17 protein-coding genes are annotated in these 16,308 nt (G+C 73.5%); 6 read left to right on the top strand and 11 right to left on the bottom strand.

The window, feature by feature from the left end; genetic code table 11:
• Window positions 1-27: 27 nt before the first annotated feature.
• Window positions 28-405 carry an apotyrosinase chaperone MelC1 gene (melC1, locus tag ACZ7KF_RS21640; RefSeq protein WP_225825449.1) on the bottom strand — a complete coding sequence of 126 codons (378 nt, stop codon included), beginning with the start codon at window positions 403-405 and terminating at the stop codon, window positions 28-30.
• Window positions 406-737: 332 nt separating this feature from the next.
• Here melC1 and ACZ7KF_RS21635 point away from each other — a divergent pair, with 332 nt between their 5' ends.
• The 6 genes from ACZ7KF_RS21635 to ACZ7KF_RS21610 all read left to right on the top strand — a co-directional run bounded on the left by ACZ7KF_RS21635 (window position 738) and on the right by ACZ7KF_RS21610 (window position 6,688).
• Window positions 738-1,940: an FAD-dependent monooxygenase gene (locus ACZ7KF_RS21635; protein WP_471077266.1), complete on the top strand. Its 1,203-nt coding sequence runs from the start codon at window positions 738-740 to the stop codon at window positions 1,938-1,940.
• 135 nt (window positions 1,941-2,075) lie between these two features.
• Window positions 2,076-2,897 carry a lipase family protein gene (locus ACZ7KF_RS21630; protein ID WP_471077263.1) on the top strand — a complete coding sequence of 274 codons (822 nt, stop codon included), beginning with the start codon at window positions 2,076-2,078 and terminating at the stop codon, window positions 2,895-2,897.
• A 101-nt stretch (window positions 2,898-2,998) separates the two neighbouring features.
• Window positions 2,999-4,492, top strand: a complete 1,494-nt coding sequence (locus ACZ7KF_RS21625) for an MFS transporter (protein WP_471077260.1) — start codon at window positions 2,999-3,001, stop codon at window positions 4,490-4,492.
• The gene (locus ACZ7KF_RS21620; RefSeq protein ID WP_471077257.1) at window positions 4,489-5,142 is read left to right on the top strand and encodes a TetR/AcrR family transcriptional regulator; all 654 of its coding nucleotides are present in this window, start codon (window positions 4,489-4,491) and stop codon (window positions 5,140-5,142) included. Before ACZ7KF_RS21625 ends, ACZ7KF_RS21620 begins: the two co-directional genes overlap by 4 nt.
• A gap of 12 nt (window positions 5,143-5,154) precedes the next feature.
• The gene (locus tag ACZ7KF_RS21615) at window positions 5,155-6,138 is read left to right on the top strand and encodes an aldo/keto reductase (RefSeq protein ID WP_471077254.1); all 984 of its coding nucleotides are present in this window, start codon (window positions 5,155-5,157) and stop codon (window positions 6,136-6,138) included.
• A gap of 52 nt (window positions 6,139-6,190) precedes the next feature.
• On the top strand, window positions 6,191-6,688 hold the full coding sequence (locus ACZ7KF_RS21610; RefSeq protein WP_471077251.1) for a DUF6328 family protein: 498 nt from the start codon (window positions 6,191-6,193) through the stop codon (window positions 6,686-6,688).
• A gap of 64 nt (window positions 6,689-6,752) precedes the next feature.
• Here the strand turns inward: ACZ7KF_RS21610 and gcvH are convergent, their stop codons facing one another.
• From gcvH to ACZ7KF_RS21560, 10 genes are all read right to left on the bottom strand, one after another.
• The gene (gene gcvH / locus ACZ7KF_RS21605) at window positions 6,753-7,142 is read right to left on the bottom strand and encodes a glycine cleavage system protein GcvH (RefSeq protein WP_471077248.1); all 390 of its coding nucleotides are present in this window, start codon (window positions 7,140-7,142) and stop codon (window positions 6,753-6,755) included.
• 194 nt (window positions 7,143-7,336) lie between these two features.
• Window positions 7,337-7,750: a VOC family protein gene (locus ACZ7KF_RS21600; RefSeq protein ID WP_471077245.1), complete on the bottom strand. Its 414-nt coding sequence runs from the start codon at window positions 7,748-7,750 to the stop codon at window positions 7,337-7,339.
• A gap of 170 nt (window positions 7,751-7,920) precedes the next feature.
• Window positions 7,921-8,586, bottom strand: coding sequence for a DUF2238 domain-containing protein (locus ACZ7KF_RS21595; RefSeq protein WP_471077242.1), 666 nt, complete (start codon window positions 8,584-8,586; stop codon window positions 7,921-7,923).
• A gap of 78 nt (window positions 8,587-8,664) precedes the next feature.
• Entirely contained in the window at window positions 8,665-9,090 is a 426-nt protein-coding gene (locus ACZ7KF_RS21590) for an SsgA family sporulation/cell division regulator (RefSeq protein ID WP_471077239.1), read from the bottom strand.
• A gap of 62 nt (window positions 9,091-9,152) precedes the next feature.
• Window positions 9,153-10,208: a hypothetical protein gene (locus ACZ7KF_RS21585; RefSeq protein WP_471077236.1), complete on the bottom strand. Its 1,056-nt coding sequence runs from the start codon at window positions 10,206-10,208 to the stop codon at window positions 9,153-9,155.
• 151 nt (window positions 10,209-10,359) lie between these two features.
• A complete protein-coding gene (locus ACZ7KF_RS21580; protein WP_471077233.1) occupies window positions 10,360-11,331 on the bottom strand; it encodes an LLM class F420-dependent oxidoreductase in 972 nt (323 codons plus the stop codon).
• 47 nt (window positions 11,332-11,378) lie between these two features.
• Entirely contained in the window at window positions 11,379-12,986 is a 1,608-nt protein-coding gene (locus ACZ7KF_RS21575; RefSeq protein ID WP_471077230.1) for a serine/threonine-protein kinase, read from the bottom strand.
• A 143-nt stretch (window positions 12,987-13,129) separates the two neighbouring features.
• Window positions 13,130-14,089, bottom strand: a complete 960-nt coding sequence (locus tag ACZ7KF_RS21570; RefSeq protein WP_471077227.1) for a threonine/serine dehydratase — start codon at window positions 14,087-14,089, stop codon at window positions 13,130-13,132.
• Window positions 14,090-14,179: 90 nt separating this feature from the next.
• Window positions 14,180-15,205: a polyprenyl synthetase family protein gene (locus tag ACZ7KF_RS21565; protein ID WP_471077224.1), complete on the bottom strand. Its 1,026-nt coding sequence runs from the start codon at window positions 15,203-15,205 to the stop codon at window positions 14,180-14,182.
• Window positions 15,202-16,242, bottom strand: a complete 1,041-nt coding sequence (locus tag ACZ7KF_RS21560) for a tetratricopeptide repeat protein (protein ID WP_471077221.1) — start codon at window positions 16,240-16,242, stop codon at window positions 15,202-15,204. The genes ACZ7KF_RS21565 and ACZ7KF_RS21560 overlap by 4 nt, the downstream gene beginning before the upstream one ends.
• Window positions 16,243-16,308 lie beyond the last annotated feature (66 nt).

The following is a 16,308-nucleotide window of genomic DNA, read 5'->3' as shown; positions in this document are numbered from 1 at the left end:
GTGCTCCGGAATTCCTTGCGGGGGCGGTCAGTTGGCGGGGAACGGCAGCAGCGCGGCGCCCTGCAGCTCGTCCACCGCGGCACGGGCGGCGGCACGCGGGGTGGCCACCGGGTCGTAGTGGCTGACGACGCTGATCCAGCTGCCGTCGGCGTTGCGCATCACATGCAGCTGCACGCCGTCTATGAACACCTCGTATCCGCCGCCGTGTTCGTGGTGGTGTCCGCCGCCGCTCGACGGACGGCCCTGTATCCGGCGCCCCCGGTAGACCTCGTCGAAGGTGTCGGGCGCGGTGTGGTCGTGGTGGCCGGCGGCCGACGCGGCGGGTGCGGCGAGGGTGACGACCGAGGCCGTCGCGGCCACGGCGGCCGCCGCGGTGAGCGCGCGGCGCCGGGTGATGTCGGGCATGCGGGTCCTCCTGAGGAGTGGTTCGGTGGTGACGACGCATGCCTATCGGGATGTCGTGGAGCGGAAGAAATCGCCCGGAACCGGTTGGCCGGGATCCGGACAATTAACCACATGTCATACAGAGTTGAACGAAGATGATCTTGCTGTGACGGTGGGTCGATCTGCCCCGGAACGGGGAATTCCTTGCCGGGTCGCCCGGCTTTCCGATGATCCTTTCCGGGTGCCGTCCGTCCGGGTGGCGTGGCTCACCACGACAGACTGACGCGATCACGCGGCCCGTCACCCTGCTACCCTCCGGTGCCGTTCGAACACGTCCAGTGACTGTCAGGGGTATGCACGTGAAGGTCGTCTGCGTCGGAGGCGGGCCCGCGGGCCTCTACCTCGCCATCCTGCTCAAACTGCAGGACCCGTCCCATGACATCACCGTCCACGAACGCAACCCCGAGGGCTCCACCTACGGCTGGGGCGTCACGTACTGGCGCGGCCTCCTCGACAAGCTCCAGGAACACGACCCCGACACGGCGCGGGCGATCGAGACCCACTCCGTCCGCTGGAGCGACGGCGTCGCCCACGTGCGGGACCTGACCACCCGGCACCAGGGCGACCAGGGATTCGGCATCGGCCGGCACCGGCTCCTCGACGTCCTCGCGGGCCGGGCCCGGGACCTCGGCGTCCGACTGGAGTTCGAGAGCGAGCCGACCCGGCCGCCCGCCGGGGCGGACCTCGTCGTCGCGGCCGACGGCGTGCACAGCGCCCTGCGCACCGACCGGGCCGCCCACTTCGGCACTCGGATCACCTCCGGCCGCAACCACTACATCTGGCTCGGCACCACCAAGGTCTTCGACGCCTTCACCTTCTCCTTCGCCGAGACCGAGCACGGCTGGATCTGGGCCTACGGCTACGGCTACAGCGCCGACCACAGCACCTGCGTCGTCGAGTGCTCCCCGGAGACCTTCACCGGCCTCGGCCTGGACCGGGCCGACCAGGCCGAGGGCATCGTCCTGCTGGAGAAGCTCTTCGCCGACGTCCTCGACGGCCACCCCCTGATCGCCCGCGCCGGCGCCTCCTGGCTGCACTTCCGCACCCTCACCAACCGCACCTGGCACCACGGCAACCTGGTCCTGCTCGGCGACGCGGCCCACACCACCCACTACTCCATCGGCGCCGGCACCACCCTCGCCCTGGAGGACGCCATGTGCCTCGCCGGCGCCCTGCGCGAGCACGCCGCGCTGCCCGAGGCCCTCGCCGCCTACGAGCGCCGGCGCCAGGCGGAACTGCTGTCCGTGCAGAGCGCGGCCCGCTACAGCGCCCAGTGGTACGAGAGCCTGCCCCGCTACATCAACCTGCCCCCGCACCGCATGTTCGCCCTGCTCGGCCAGCGCCACTCGCCGCTGCTGCCGTACGTCCCGCCGCAGCTGTACTACGGCCTGGACAAGGCCGCCGGACGGATGGAGGCGCTGCGCCGGCTCAAGCGCTGGCTCGGCCCCCGCGCCGCCCGCGCCCTGCACGCCCGCTCCACGGCCCGCCGGGACTAGGGTCTTTCGTTTGGATCAGGCCGGATCAGGCCTGATCCAAACTAAAGACCCTGGCGCCCCTCCGCCGGGCCGGCCTCCGGCGACCGCTCCTGCTCCCCACCCCCCACCAGCACCACCACAGCGAAGGAGTCCCCCATGGCCGTGCCCGTCGCGTTCGACCACACCTCGACCGGCTACAGCCTCCAGCGCGCCTACTGGCTGGCCCGCGCGGCCGAGCTGGCCTACCAGGAGCCCGCCGCCATCGAGGATCAGGCCGCCCAGTGGGGCTTCGAGGAGGTACGGCACCACCACACCCGCTTCACCCCGCCCTTCCCGCTCCAGGACACCCAGGCCTACACCCTGGCGAGCGACCGGATGATCGTCACGGCGTTCCGCGGGACCGAGCCCGCCCAGATCAAGGACTGGCTCTCCGACGCCACCACCCCGCCCCGGCCCGGCCCCGGCGGCAACGGCTACGTCCACCACGGATTCGCCGAGGCCCTGGAATCCGTCTACCCGGCCGTCCACGACACCCTCGCCGAACTGCGCACCGACGGCCAGAGCGTCTACCTCGCCGGGCACAGCCTCGGCGGAGCGCTCGCCATGCTGGCCGGCGCCCGGCTGTACCTGGAGGAGCCGCACCTGGCGGCCGACGGCGTCTACACCTACGGCCAGCCCCGCACCTGCGACCGGCTGCTGGCCGAGGCGTTCCACAAGGGCTTCGGCGGCCGGATGTACCGCTTCGTCAACAACAACGACATCGTCCCGCATCTCCCGCCGGAGCCGGCCTTCACCCATGTGCGGGCACTGCGCTACTTCGACTCCGCGGGCAGGCTGCACGAGGCGATGCCGATGCTGTCGGCGCTGGGCGACCGGGCCAGGGGACTGACCGCGGACCCGTTCGCCCCCGCCTCCGACGGCGTCCGCGACCACTTCATGGGCAACTACGTGGCCGTGCTGGAGCGGAACCTGGCCTGACGGCGCGTCGCTCCCGGTGCGCGAGGAGTTGGTGAATGGCCATTCACCGGATAGCGTGAATGGCCATTCACCTCGTATCCGTGCCGCCCGCAGGAGCGCCGATGGACCAGCCCGTCCCGATATCCCCGCCGCCCGGCGACGGCACCCCGGCGTCCCGGCTGCGCGACCGGCTCACCATCCCCGTACTGGCGTCGGGCGGCATCCTCATGGCGGTCATGCAGACCGTGGTCGTCCCCCTGCTGCCCGACCTGCCCCGGCTGACCGGGGCGTCGGCCGCCACCGTCTCCTGGACGGTCACCGCGACCCTGCTCGCCGGCGCCGTCCTCACCCCCGTGCTCGGCCGGGCCGGCGACATGTACGGAAAGCGCCGGGTGCTCACCGCCGCGCTCGCCCTGATGACCGTCGGCTCCGTCCTGTGCGCGCTCTCCTCCGACATCGGCGTGCTCATCGCCGCCCGCGCGCTCCAGGGCGCCGCCGCCTCCGTCGTCCCGCTCTCCATCAGCATCCTGCGCGACGAACTCCCGCCGGAGCGCCGGGGCTCGGCGGTGGCGCTGATGAGCTCCACCGTCGGTATCGGCGCCGCGCTCGGCCTGCCGCTCGCCGCGCTGGTCGTGCAGTACGCCGACTGGCACACCATGTTCTGGCTGACCAGCGCCCTCGGCGCGCTCGGCGTCGCGGCGACCTGGTGGGCGGTGAAGGAGTCGCCGGTGCGGGAGCCCGGACGGTTCGACGTCCTCGGCGCCCTCGGCCTCGCCGCCGGGCTGATCTGTCTCCTGCTCGGCGTCTCCCAGGGCGGCATCTGGGGCTGGGGGAGCGCACGGGTCCTCGGCCTGTTCCTCGCGGCCGTCGTGGTCCTCGCCCTGTGGTGGTGGCGGCAGCTGCGCACCGCCCGGCCGCTGGTCGACCTGAGGCTGGTCACCCGGCCACGCGTGGGCCTGTCCCATGTGGCGGCCCTGCTGACCGGGTTCGCCTTCTACGCCAACTCCCTGGTCACCGCCCAGCTGGTGCAGGCTCCCGAGGCCACCGGGTACGGCCTCGGCCTGTCCATCGTCGCCACCGGTCTCTGCCTGCTGCCCGGCGGCGTCACCATGCTGCTGTTCTCCCCCCTGTCGGCCCGTATCTCGGCCGCCCGCGGCCCGCGGATCACCCTCGCGCTGGGCGCCGCCGTCATCGCCTGCGGGTACGCCCTGCGCATCGCCGACAGCCGCGACCTGTGGATGATCATCCTGGGGGCCACGGTGGTGGCGACCGGTACCACGCTCGCCTACTCCGCGCTGCCGACCCTGATCCTGCGCGCCGTGCCGGCCGCCCAGACCGCCTCCGCCAACGGCGTCAACGTCCTCATGCGCACCATCGGGCAGGCCGTCTCCAGCGCGGCCGTCGCCGCCGTCCTCGTCCACCACACCAGCCCCGTCGGCGGTGTCCCCGTACCCACCCTGCGCGGGTACCAGCTCGCCTTCGTCATGGCGGGCGCCGTCGCCCTCGCGGCCTGTGCGGCGGCCCTGACCATCCCGGGCGACGGCCCCTCCGGCCTCACCCGGCGGGCCCGGGGCACCACCCCGGCCGCCCGGGACGAGGCGATGGAGGGAGCATGAGGACCATGACCACACCACCCGGTCGGGCGCCCGCCCCCGCGCGCCGGGACGCCGAGGCCACCAAGGCCGCCATCCTGAAGGCCGCCCGCTATTTCCTGGCCCGGCACGCCCACGCCGACATCACCCTCAAGGACGTCGCCGAGCGGGCCGGCGTCAGCCCGCCGCTGATCCTGAAGTACTTCGGCAACAAGGACGCGCTCTTCGCCCGCGTGATGTCCTTCGACACCGACGCCGACGACCTGCTCGACGCGCCGCTGGACGACCTCGGCCGGCACATGGTCCGCCACGTCCTGTCCAGCCAGCGCGAGCGGGGCACCGACCCGCTGCTGCGCATCGCCTTCGCCCCGCTGCACGGCGACCACGGGGACGTGCTGCGCGCCAACTTCCGCGCCCAGGTGACCGAACGCCTCGCCGCCCGGCTCACCGGCCCCGACGCCGGCCTGCGCGCCGAACTCGCCGTCGCCGCCCTCGTCGGACTCGGCGTGATGTACGGCATCGCCCACGGCCCGCACCTGCGCGGCACCGGCACCGACGCCGTCGTCGACCGCTACGGCCCCGTCGTCCAGGCACAGCTGACACCCGGTGGCAGGGGCACCGGCCGACACCGGCACCGCCCGCCGGCCGGCCCCGCGGGACGCCGCACCGAGTGACAGACTGGCGCCATGGACGAACGCGTAATCGGCAGGTCGGGTCAGTGGGCATCGGTGGTCGGTCTCGGCACATGGCAGCTGGGCGCCGACTGGGGCGACGTGGACGACAAGGAGGCCCTGTCCGTGCTGGAGGCGGCGGCCGAGGCCGGAGTCACGTTCTTCGACACGGCCGACGTCTACGGCGACGGACGCAGCGAGGGGACCATCGCCGCCTTCCTGAGCGGACGGCCCGATCTGCATGTGCTGGTGGCCACCAAGATGGGCCGCCGGGTCGAGCAGATCCCGGAGAACTACGTCCTGGACAACTTCCGTGCCTGGAACGACCGCTCGCGCCGCAACCTCGGCGTCGACCGCATCGACCTGGTGCAGCTGCACTGCCCGCCCACCCCGGTCTACTCCTCGGACGCGGTGTTCGACGCCCTGGACACCCTGGTGGAGGAGGAGCGCATCGCCGCGTACGGGGTGAGTGTCGAGACCTGCGCGGAGGCGCTCACCGCGATCGCCCGGCCGAACGTGGCGAGCGTGCAGATCATCCTCAACCCGTTCCGCATGAAGCCTCTGTACGAGGTGCTGCCCGCCGCCCGCGAGGCCGGCGTCGGCATCATCGCGCGCGTGCCGCTCGCCTCCGGGCTGCTGTCCGGCAGGTACACGAAGGACACGGTGTTCGCGGCCGACGACCACCGCACCTTCAACCGGCACGGCGAGGCCTTCGACCAGGGGGAGACCTTCTCCGGCGTGGACTACGGCACGGGGGTGGAGGCCGCCGCCGAGTTCGCCGCGCTCGCCCCCGAGGGATACACCCCGGCCCAGCTGGCGCTGCGCTGGATCATCGAGCAGGACGGCGTGACCACGGTCATCCCCGGCGCCCGCAACCCGGAGCAGGCCCGTGCCAACGCCGCCGCGGCCAAACTGCCGCCGCTGCCGCGGGAGACGTCCGGCGCGATCCGCGAGCTGTACGAGCGCCGGATCAAGGACCAGGTCGAGTCCCGGTGGTAGGCGCGGGCGAGTCGACCGTTTGAACGAACGACCCGGCGGTTACACGCACCGCATGACTGAGGAAGGACGGCGCAGAGGGCGCAACGAGACCGAGGAGGAGCGGGCCGACCGGATGTGGGGTGAACTCATCCAGGAGGTCCGGGTGGCCCAGACGGGGGTCCAGATCCTCTTCGGCTTTCTGCTCACCGTCGTCTTCCAGCCGAAGTACGAGCGCTTGACCCTCACCGACCAGGTGATCTACATCGTGACCGTCGTGCTGGGCGCCTGTGCGACCGGTGCCCTCATCGGGCCGGTGTCCCTGCACCGGCTGGTCTCCGGTCGCCGGGTCAAGCCGCAGGCGGTGCGGCTGGCCTCCCGGATGACGTTCGTCGGACTGGTCCTGCTGCTGGCGACGATGACGTCGTCCCTCCTGCTGATCCTCCGCGTGGCCACGCACGACGGCTATGTGCCGTATCTGGTGGCGGCCGTCGTCGCCTGGTACCTCGCGTGCTGGTTCGGCCTGCCGTTGTGGGCCCGGCGCAGGCACACGACGCGGCCGGAAGGCGGCTGAGGGGGCGGCCTGCGGAGGGGCGCCGAGACGCCCCTCGGCCCGGACGCCCCCGCGGCGGGTCCCGCTACTCGGACTCCGCCGTGATGTACTCCTCGTACTCGGCCGCGGTGAGGAGGCCGCCCAGCTGCGGTGTGTCGGTCAGCGTGATCACGATCATCCAGCCGTCGCCGTAAGGCTCGGTGTTGACCAGTTCCGGCTCGCCGTCGAGCGCGGCGTTCACCTCGGCGACGGAGCCGGACAGCGGCATGTAGACCTCGGTCACCGCCTTCACGGACTCCACGCTGCCGAATGGTTCCGAGGCGTCGAACCGGGCGCCGGGCTCGGGCAGTTCGACGAAGACCACGTCACCCAGCTGCTTCTGGGCGTGGTCGGTGATGCCCACGTAGGCCTTGCCGTCTGCGACACGGACCCACTCGTGGTCCTTGGTGTACTTGAGGTCCTCCGGGGTGGCCATGGGCTCCTCCGTGTGATGGTCGCCGTCGTGCCGACGGATCGGTCGGGCACCACCGGAAAGCCTCCTACACCGAGCGGACGGCAACCAGGATCCTCACCCCACCGGGTGAACACCCGGCGCCGCACCGGCGCGAGGCGGTGGCCCGCTCCCGTTCCGTGCCCTCGTTCGCGCCGGTGCGGCGCCGGCCCGCCCGGCTAGGGGCGGACGTAGGGCCGGGTCATGATCTCCATGTTGTGCCCGGAGGGGTCGGTGAAGTACGCGCCGCGGCCCCCGAAGAGGCGGTTGATCCGGCCGGGCTCGGTGTGGTGCGGATCGGCGTAGTACGTGACGTCGAGCGCCTCCAGCCGGGCGATCATGGCGTCGAACCGCTCCTCGGGCACGAGGAACGCGTAGTGCTGCGACTGTATGGGCCCCTCGCGCTGCTCGTAGAAGTCGAGCGTCACGCCGTTGCCGAGGTCGACCGGCAGGAACGGGCCGAACGGGGCGCCGACGGTCAGGCCGAGGACGGCGGCGAGGAAGTCAGCCGACAGCCGCCGGTCCCGGGCGAGGACGGCGGTGTGGTCGAGCCGGACGGTGGTCGTCGGGGCGTGCTGCGGGCTGGTCTGCATGAAAGGTGCGTCTCCGGGCGTGAGGTCTGCTGGGCGGGGCGCCTTCTCGGGGCGCCGGGGCAGGAACTCGGAGACGGTGGCGGGCCTCTCGCCCGCCTCGCGCTCACGCCGAGGCCGGGACCCTCACTCGTGCGTGGCCCATGGCCGACCCGGCAGTCACCCGGAGAACGTTACTGATCACGATGTGCCGGGGCAACCACCTCCAGCGCCCGCAGCTGCCGGTCGTGCACCCGGCTGAGCAGCAGCAGGGACAGGACGGCCCCGACGAGCGCGCAGAACATGTCCCACTGGGTGTCCCACACGTCGCCCTGGGTGGCGAGGAACGCGTCCGCGCCGTGCCCCCCGATCTCGGCCGCCAGCCACTCCAGCAGCTCGAAGCAGGCGCTGAAGGCGAGACAGGCGCACACCGTGAGCGGCGCCAGCCACCGGCTGCCGCGCAACGGCGATGTGCGGCCGAGCAGTTCCCGGACCAGCACCGCCGGGACGAAGCCCTGCATCAGGTGCCCGAAGCGGTCGTACGGATTGCGGTCCAGGCCGACGGTGTCCCGTACCCAGTCACCCACCGGGACCTGCGCATACGTGTAGTGCCCGCCGAGCGCGAGGACCAGCGCGTGCGCCGTCAGCAGCCCGCACAGCAGCCCCGTCAGCGGGAAGCGCCGCCAGGCCAGCACCACCAGGGGCAGGCCCACCAGCGCCCACACCGTCTCCAGGAACCAGGTGGTGCGGTCGCGTGCGCCCCACGCCGACACGGCCAGCCCCACGGCCGCCACGCCGGCGAAGAGGGCGGGCGGCACACGGCGCGCGGTCGGGAGCGGGACGGGGTGCGCTGCGGTCACGGCGGGGCTCCTGGGTCGAGGGTGGCGAGGAGCCCCATCGTGGCGCCGTTCGGGAGCCGCGGACATGAGTACGGCTACTCAGCCCGCGGAGAGGATCTCCGCCAGCAGCTCGTCCATCGGGACGTGTTCCCGGCCCGGCGGGACGATCCGGTGGGTCTCGCGCAGAAACGCGGCGATCGCGGGCGCCCAGGCGAACACCACCGCCCGGTGCCGGCTGCCGTCCGGCCGGGTGTCCCCGAGGAACTCCAGCCGCAGCTCGTGCCAGAGGCCGGTGGTGGCCGGCCGCAGCCGCACGTCCCCCACGCCGACCGGTCCGGCCAGCCCGGCCGAGAGCATCTCCCGGTCCAGCCGCCAGCAGGCCAGCACACGGCCGTCGTGGGCGAACACGGCGGTGACGGCGAACGGGTCGTCGGCGTCGTAGCGGAGATGGGCCAGTACCGGACACCGGCCGGTGCCGTGCGCGAGGAGCTGCACCACCAGGGTCTTGTGCACGGACGAACTCATGCGGGGGCCTCCGGGAACAATGGGCGTAGGGCCCTCTAGTACCCCCATGACGCCAGGGTTGCTCACTCGTGAGGCTGATTCCCGCGGACTCCGCGCAGCGCGGTCAGACAGCTGCCGATGGCCTGCTGCAATTCCTCCAGGCGCTGGACCATGTCGTCCTCGTAGAAGTCCTGCGCGTCGTCGAAGGTCAGCTCCTCGAACGCCCTGGTCGCCTTCTGCAGGCTGCTGTAGAACCTGGTCCGCCGTTCCTGGACCCGCAGCTCGGGATCGGCCTCGACCGTCTCGGCGACGAGGGACTTCAAGGTGTCGTAGGCCTCGGCGGCCCACTCGCCGCTGTCCTCGTCGGCCTCCAGCTCGTCGATGAGCGACAGATGCCGCTCGGCCTCCTCGCGCAGCTGTGCGGGGGCCGCCACGGTCTGCCCGGCGGGGGTCCGGATCTGCCCGGACTCGGCGATCTGGCGGACGTAGCCGATCCGGTCGGCCGCCCGGCTCTCGGTCGCCACGGCCTTCTTGAGGTCGTCGGTCCGTACGACGTCCCGGGCCAGGTCCGCCTGCAGCTCCGGGTCCTCCCGGACCCGGTCCAGCAGGGCGGCGCGGGCCGCTCGGGCGGTGGAGGGGTCGGCGAGGATCGCCGCGCGCAGGGCGGTCGGGTTCTCGGCGACCTCCAGCGCCTTGGTGGGACGGATGCCCTCGGCCTCCGCGGCCTGCGCGATCGCCGTGCCGCGCTCGGAGGTGGCGCTGTTGCGGGACACGTAGTAGCTCAGCCACACGTCGGCGTCCGGCAGCTCGATGTCCCGGCCCGGCTCCAGGGTCTCGAAGTGCGGGACGATCCCGTCGTCGGCGGCCCGGTCCCAGGCCTTGTAGTAGCGCATGACCCGCTCGGGGGAGCAGCCGGCCAGCTCCGCGAACTCCTTCGCCGACACCTTCGGCGACTCGCCGGCGGCCTGCCCGCCCGGCCGCACGCTGCGGGCCACCATCAGCGCGAAGGCCCAGCCGCCGGTGCGCGCGTACACGCCGAACTCCCGGGCGTCACGCGCCACCAGGTCGGACAGCGGCGGCACGGCCGCGGCGGACGGATCGGCGGACGGCGTCCCGGACGGGTCGAGGGCAAGGGTCACGGAGGGCTCTCCTGCGGACGAGGCGGAAGGGACCGCACCCGGACGGGTGCAGACAGGAAAGCCTATATGGGCCCATTCGGGTGCAGACAGGAGAGCCCGAACGGGCCCGTAGGCCATCCTTCGGCGACCCGTGCCGCGCAGTGGCCCGGCGTCAGGCGAACGCCTCCCGCAGCGCAGGCAGCAGGGTCTTCGCCGACCAGTCCAGGAACTCCGGCTGGGTGTCGCCGCCGATCTGCACCAGGGCGACCTCGTCGAACCCGGCCTCCGCGTACGGGCGCACGGCCTCCACGAAGGCGTCGGGGTCGTCACCGCAGGGAATGGCGGAGCCGACGTCGTCCTCGGTGACGAACTGGGTCGCCGCCTCGAAGGAGTCGGGGTGCGGCAGTTCCGCGTTCACCTTCCAGCCCAGGCCGAACCAGCGGAACTGGGAGTGGGCACGCTTGACCGCCGTGTCCCGGTCGGTGTCGTAGCACACCGGGAGCTGGCCGACCCGGGGCTTGCCGCTGCCGCCGTGCCGGTCGAAGGCCGCCAGCAGTCCCGCCTTCGGCTCGGTGGCGATGACCAGGTCGGCGAGGTGCCCGGCGAGCTTGCAGGACTGGTCGCCGGAGACGGCGATGCCGATCGGCGGCGCCGTCTCCGGGAGATCCCACAGCCGCGCCGACTCCACGTCGTAGTGCTGCCCGTGATGGGTGACATGGCCGCCCTCGAACAGCGCCCGGATGATCCCGACGGCCTCTTCCAGCATCTCGTGACGGACGTCCACCGGGGGCCAGCCGCCGCCCACGACGTGCTCGTTGAGGTTCTCGCCGGCGCCGAGGCCGAGCCGGAACCTGCCCTCCGACAGCAGCTGCACGGTCGCCGCCTTCTGCGCCACGATGGCCGGATGGTAGCGCAGGATGGGGCAGGTGACGTAGGTCATCAGGGGGATCCGCGAGGTGGCCTGGGCGGCGGCGCCCAGCACGCTCCACGCGTACGAGGAGTGGCCCTGCGAGCGCAGCCACGGGAAGTAGTGGTCCGAGATCACCGAGAAGTCGAAACCCGCCTCCTCGGCTCCCACCACGTGATCCACGAGGTCCCTCGGGCCGGCCTGCTCGGTCATCATCGTGTATCCGATTTGCACCATGACCGGCGAGTCCCCCGGCCTGGCGGCCGGAAAACCATCGGCGACGGTCAGCTCCGCGGCGCGCGGAAGGTGCGCAGAGCGGTCGTCAGCGCCAGCCGGTTCACCGCGTCGTCCCAGGTCGCGGACGGGGTGGTGAAGCGCAGGGAGAAGCCCCGCCCGCCGCCCAGCAGGAAGCCCCGCCCGAAGGTGTGCGTCCGTGCCTGCCCGATGCCCGCCAGCCACTCCAGGTCGGCGGCCTCGCGGCCCTGGTAGCCGGTGGCCCGCACCGCGCCGACCCGCTGGTAGCCGGGCAGCTTCGCCAGCTCGGGCTCGACGTCGTCCCGCCAGACGGCGACCGGGTCCGGGCCGACCCGCTCGCTGTAGGTGACCGCGAGCGTGGGCGCGGCGCCGCCCGGGCCGAAGGTGACGCGGTAGGCGAGGTCACCGGACCGGGAGGTGGCCAGCCGTCGCCAGCCCCCGGGCAGCGCCACCGAGAAGCCCTCGGGGGCGCTGTACCGGCGGTATCCGGCCGGCAGGGCCGCGGACGGAGTGGTCGGTGCCGAGGTGGTCGCGGGGGCGGACGGGGGAGGAGGCGTGGGAGTGGACGGGGAAGGGGAGCCGCCGTCGGTACGCCGGTCTGCGGGGGCGGCCGGGGCGGTGGCCCGCGGCGGGGCCCCGGCCGAGTCCGTGCCCGGCAGCGCCCCGGTCGCGGCCAGCACCGCGGCGGCCACGGTGACCACGGCCAGCGCGGTGCCGACGGCCAGGACCCGCCTGCCGCGCAGCGGTCCGGCGAGCCGCACACCCCGGGACGCGCCGCGTGGCGGAGGCTCGGGGGCCGGCTGCCGGTCCGCGTCGGTGTCCTCGCTCAGCGCCCGGGTCAGCGCCTCGCGGACCACCGGCCGGGTCAGCCGCTCCCGCGCGTCTTTGCGCAACAGCCCCTGCACGGCCTGGCCGAGCGGACCCGCGCGCAACGGGGTGCGCAGCGGCAGCCGGTCCACGGCCTTCAGCGTGGCGTCGGACCGGCCGCGGTCCCGGAACGGCGGCCGGCCCTCGACCATCGTGTAGAGCAGCGCGCCGAGTGCCCACAGGTCGGCGGCCGGACCGATGCGCTCGTCGCGGGCCTGCTCCGGGGAGGCGTACGAGGGTGCCGTGAGCCGCGGTACGAGCGTCGCGCCCGCCAGCCCGAACCCGGTGACCACGACCGGGCCGTCGTCCCGCACGAAGACCTGACCGGGACTCAACTCGCCGTGGGTGACGCCCTCGTCGTGCGCGGCCTGCAGCACGTCCAGCAGCTCCAGACCGAGCCGGGCCGCCCGTACCGGGGCGAACGCGCCCTCGCGGGCGAGGACTTCGCCGAGCGGCGTACCGTCGATCCACTCGACGACCGTCCACAGGGTGCCCTCCTCCACCACCGCGTCCACCACCGCGGCGACCTGCCCCGGGCGCAGCAGCCGCATGGTCTCGGACGTGCGGACGACCCGGGCGACGGCACGGCGTGCGGTGTCCTCGGCGGCGGACTCCGGCAGCGCGGTCTGCGTCACCAGGCGGGGCCGCTCGGCCGCCACGTCCTCGGCGTACCACCACAGGCGGTTCGTCTCGCGGGAGAAGACCTCCAGGAGCCGGTACCGTCCGGCGACCAACCCGTGTGCGGAGACGTGCGCCTTGACCATGGTCATCCCTCGCTGAAACCCCTGCTCGTCTTTCCCAGAGGTACGCGGGGCACGCGGGGGAGCGTTCAAAGAATCCTCAACTCAGGCCCCTCCTTGCCTTTTATTCAAACGTTCGACGGCGTTTGCGATGTCAGGATGGCCGTCCGGCCTCACAGCAGCCCGAAGCGGTCGGCCCAGCCGAGGAGCTCCCGCGGGGTCGTGTTGCCGCCGCACACCACGAGCCCGATCCGGGCACCGCCGCCGGCCCGCGCGGCCACCTGCCGGGCCGCCGGCAGCAGACAGCCCGCGGCCGGCTCGGCCCACACCTTGGCGTGTTCGGCGAGGTCGAGACAGCCCTGCACCGCGTCCCGGTCCGGGACCACCAGGACCTCCTCGACGAGCGCGGACACGCGGTCGTGGGTCAGCTGCGACACCGAGGGCGCGCTCAACGTGGTGACCAGCGAGGACAGCGGCACGGCGACCGGTCCGCCGGCCCGCAGTGCGCCGGACATCGCCTCCGCGCCCTCGGTCTCCACGCCCCACACGCGCACCCCCGGACGCCGGGCGCGCAGGGCCGCCGCGACGCCGGCGATCAGGCCGCCGCCCCCGATGCTGACGACGACGTCCGTCAGCTCCCCGGCGTCCTCGGCCAGTTCCAGCCCCACCGTGCCCTGTCCGGCGATCACGACCGGATCGTCGAAGGGGTGGACCAGGGTCAGGCCCTCGTCCCGCAGCCGCGTCACCAGCTGGAAGGCGCTCTCCATGCCGTCGGTCAGCCGCACCGAGGCGCCGGCGTCCTCGGCGAGCGCGATGGAGCGAGCGGGCGCGGTGCGCGGCATGACCACGGTCGCCTTCACGTCGAGGGCCGCCGCCATCACCGCCAGCGCGATCCCGTGGTTGCCGCCGCTGACCGCGACCACGCCGGCCGCCCGCTCGGCCTCGCTCAGCGACAGCAGCTTCGCCGTCGCCCCGCGCGCCTTGAACGAGCCGGTGCGCTGGAGCAGTTCCAGTTTGGCGGTGACCGGGACGCCGAGCAGGGTGCCGAGGCCGGGGCTCGGCACCGTCGGCGTCCGTACGACGTGCCCGGCGATCCGCTGCGCGGCGGCTTCGATGTCCGAAATGTCGATCAAGGTGTTTCATCCTTCCGGCGCGGGTCGGGAGCCGCGCCGTTCGCACCTTGGCCCGCCGGGCGGCCGTCGGTCAACGCCGTTTCCGACCCGCTACAGCGCGCGGCTGACCAGGAAGTCCAGCAGGCCGGTCAGCTCCTCGGCGGGACGAGTGGCCAGGGGCGCGGCGGCGAGCAGCTCCCGCGCGGCGGCCGTGTGGGTGCGGGCCTCGGCAAGGGCCGCGGTACGGCCCCCCGCCGCCTCGATCAGCGCGGCGGCCTCCTCGGCGTGCTCGGCGGAGCCGAGCAGCGCGGGCAGGTGCCGGGCAGCCGGGGAGTCGAGCGCGGCCAGCACGGGGAACGTCTTCTTCCGCTCGCGCAGATCGCCGCCGGCCGGTTTGCCGGTGACGGCCGGGTCGCCCCAGATACCGAGCACGTCGTCGACCAGCTGGAAGGCGAGCCCGAGGTGCCGTCCCACCCGGTCCAGGGCGTCGGCCGTGTCCTGGGGCGCCCCGCCGAGCGTGGCGCCCAGCGCGGCGGCGCAGCCCAGCAGCGCGCCGGTCTTGCCCTCGGCCATCGCCCGGTACTCAGCGGGGGTCACGCGTTCCGGACCGGTCCAGGGCCGGGTGGCGAACAGCAGGTCGTCGGCCTGTCCGCGGACCAGCTCGGCCAGGGCGCGGGACAGGAGCCGTACCGCCCCTGCGCCCTCGGGCGCGGCGGCGAGGGTGTCGACCGCCAGCGCGAACAGGGCGTCCCCGGCCAGCACGGCCGGGCCCGTGCCGTACGCCCGCCACACGGCGGGCCGGCGGCGCCGGGTCGCGTCGCCGTCCATGATGTCGTCGTGCAGCAGGGAGAAGGCGTGCACCAGCTCCACCGCGACCGCCGCCGGGACACCGGCCGTCCCGTCGGCGCCCGCCGCCTCCGCGCCGAGGACCGCCAGCGCCTGGCGTACGCCCTTCCCGCCCGGCGCGGCGGCGGGCGCCCCGCCGACCTCGCACCAGCCGAAGGAGTACGCGGCCATCTCGGCCACCCAGGGGTGCAGCCCCCGCACGGACTCCCGCAGCCGGGGCTGCACCAGCTCCCGGCACCGGTCGAGCACGATTCGGGCGGACTCGCGCACCGGCGAGGTGAGCGCCGTCACCGGGCGACCTCCGTGTCGAGACCGAACTCCCGCTGGGCCCGGGCCACCATCTCCCGTGCGTGCCGCAGCCCGCTGCGCTCCAGCGTCCGGGCCAGGTCGGCGAGTTCGGCGGCGGTCTCGGCGCGGTCGCGGCCGAGCCGGGCCAGGGACTTGGCGAGGCCCAGCCGGGACAGTGCCTCGCCGCGCGGCTCGCTCATCGTCCGGAACTCCGCCAGCGCCAGCTCGTACCGGTCACGGGCCTCCGCGTGGCGTCCGGCGCGGTACAGGACGTTGCCCTGCATCTTGTGGTTGTAGGCGAGCGCGCTGGAGAGGTTCATCGCCCGGCAGGTCTCCTCCGCCTCGGCCAGCAGCTCCAGCGCCCGCTCGGTGGCACCGTCGCGGATCGACAGGACGTCGGCGAGCCCGCGCAGTGCCCAGGCGTGCCCCCGCCGGTCGTCGGCCCGGCCGGCTATCTCGGCCGCCTCCTCGAACAGGGCGTAGGCCCGGTCGTGGTCACCGGTGTTGCGGTGCATCTGGGCGATGCCTTCCAGGGCCCACACCGTGTGCCGGGCCTCGCCCCGTTTGCGGGCCTCGGCCAGCAGCTGCTCGTGCAGCCGGCCGACCGCCGCGTAGTCGCCCTGGATCCGGCCGGTCTCCGCGAGACCGGCGAGCGAGTACCCGCGGACCACGACGTCCCCGCCGCGCTCGCCGAGTTCGGCCGCGAGCCCCAGCAGCCGCCAGGCCAGCGGGAAGGCCCCGCGCTGCCGGGCCAGCGTGCCCCCGCTCCACAGCGCCCAGGCCATCGCGGCGGTGTCCCCGGCGTCCCGGGCGGCGCGGTAACTCGCCTTCCACGCCCGGTCGGCGTCCTGCACATGGCCGAGCCGCCGGTGCGCCTCGGCGACGGCGAGTCCGCAGCGCGCCGCCTCGCCGGGGCTGCCGTTGCGCTCGGCCTCGCGCAGCCGCTCGACGCCCTCGGCCAGCACGTCGACCAGCGAGGAGTTCACGGACAGGGTGGTCAGGGCGCCCTGGTACTCAGGGGCGAAAGCCTTGCCGTACATGCGTACCCTTCTATACACGGAGTGTATACATATCGTGTATAGCGTCTCGAAAAGATGCCCCGGCCC

This window comes from Streptomyces sp. NPDC038200 (assembly GCF_055600785.1).
Note: the sequence above shows the minus strand (reverse complement) of the source record. Positions and strands in the feature narration are given on the sequence as shown.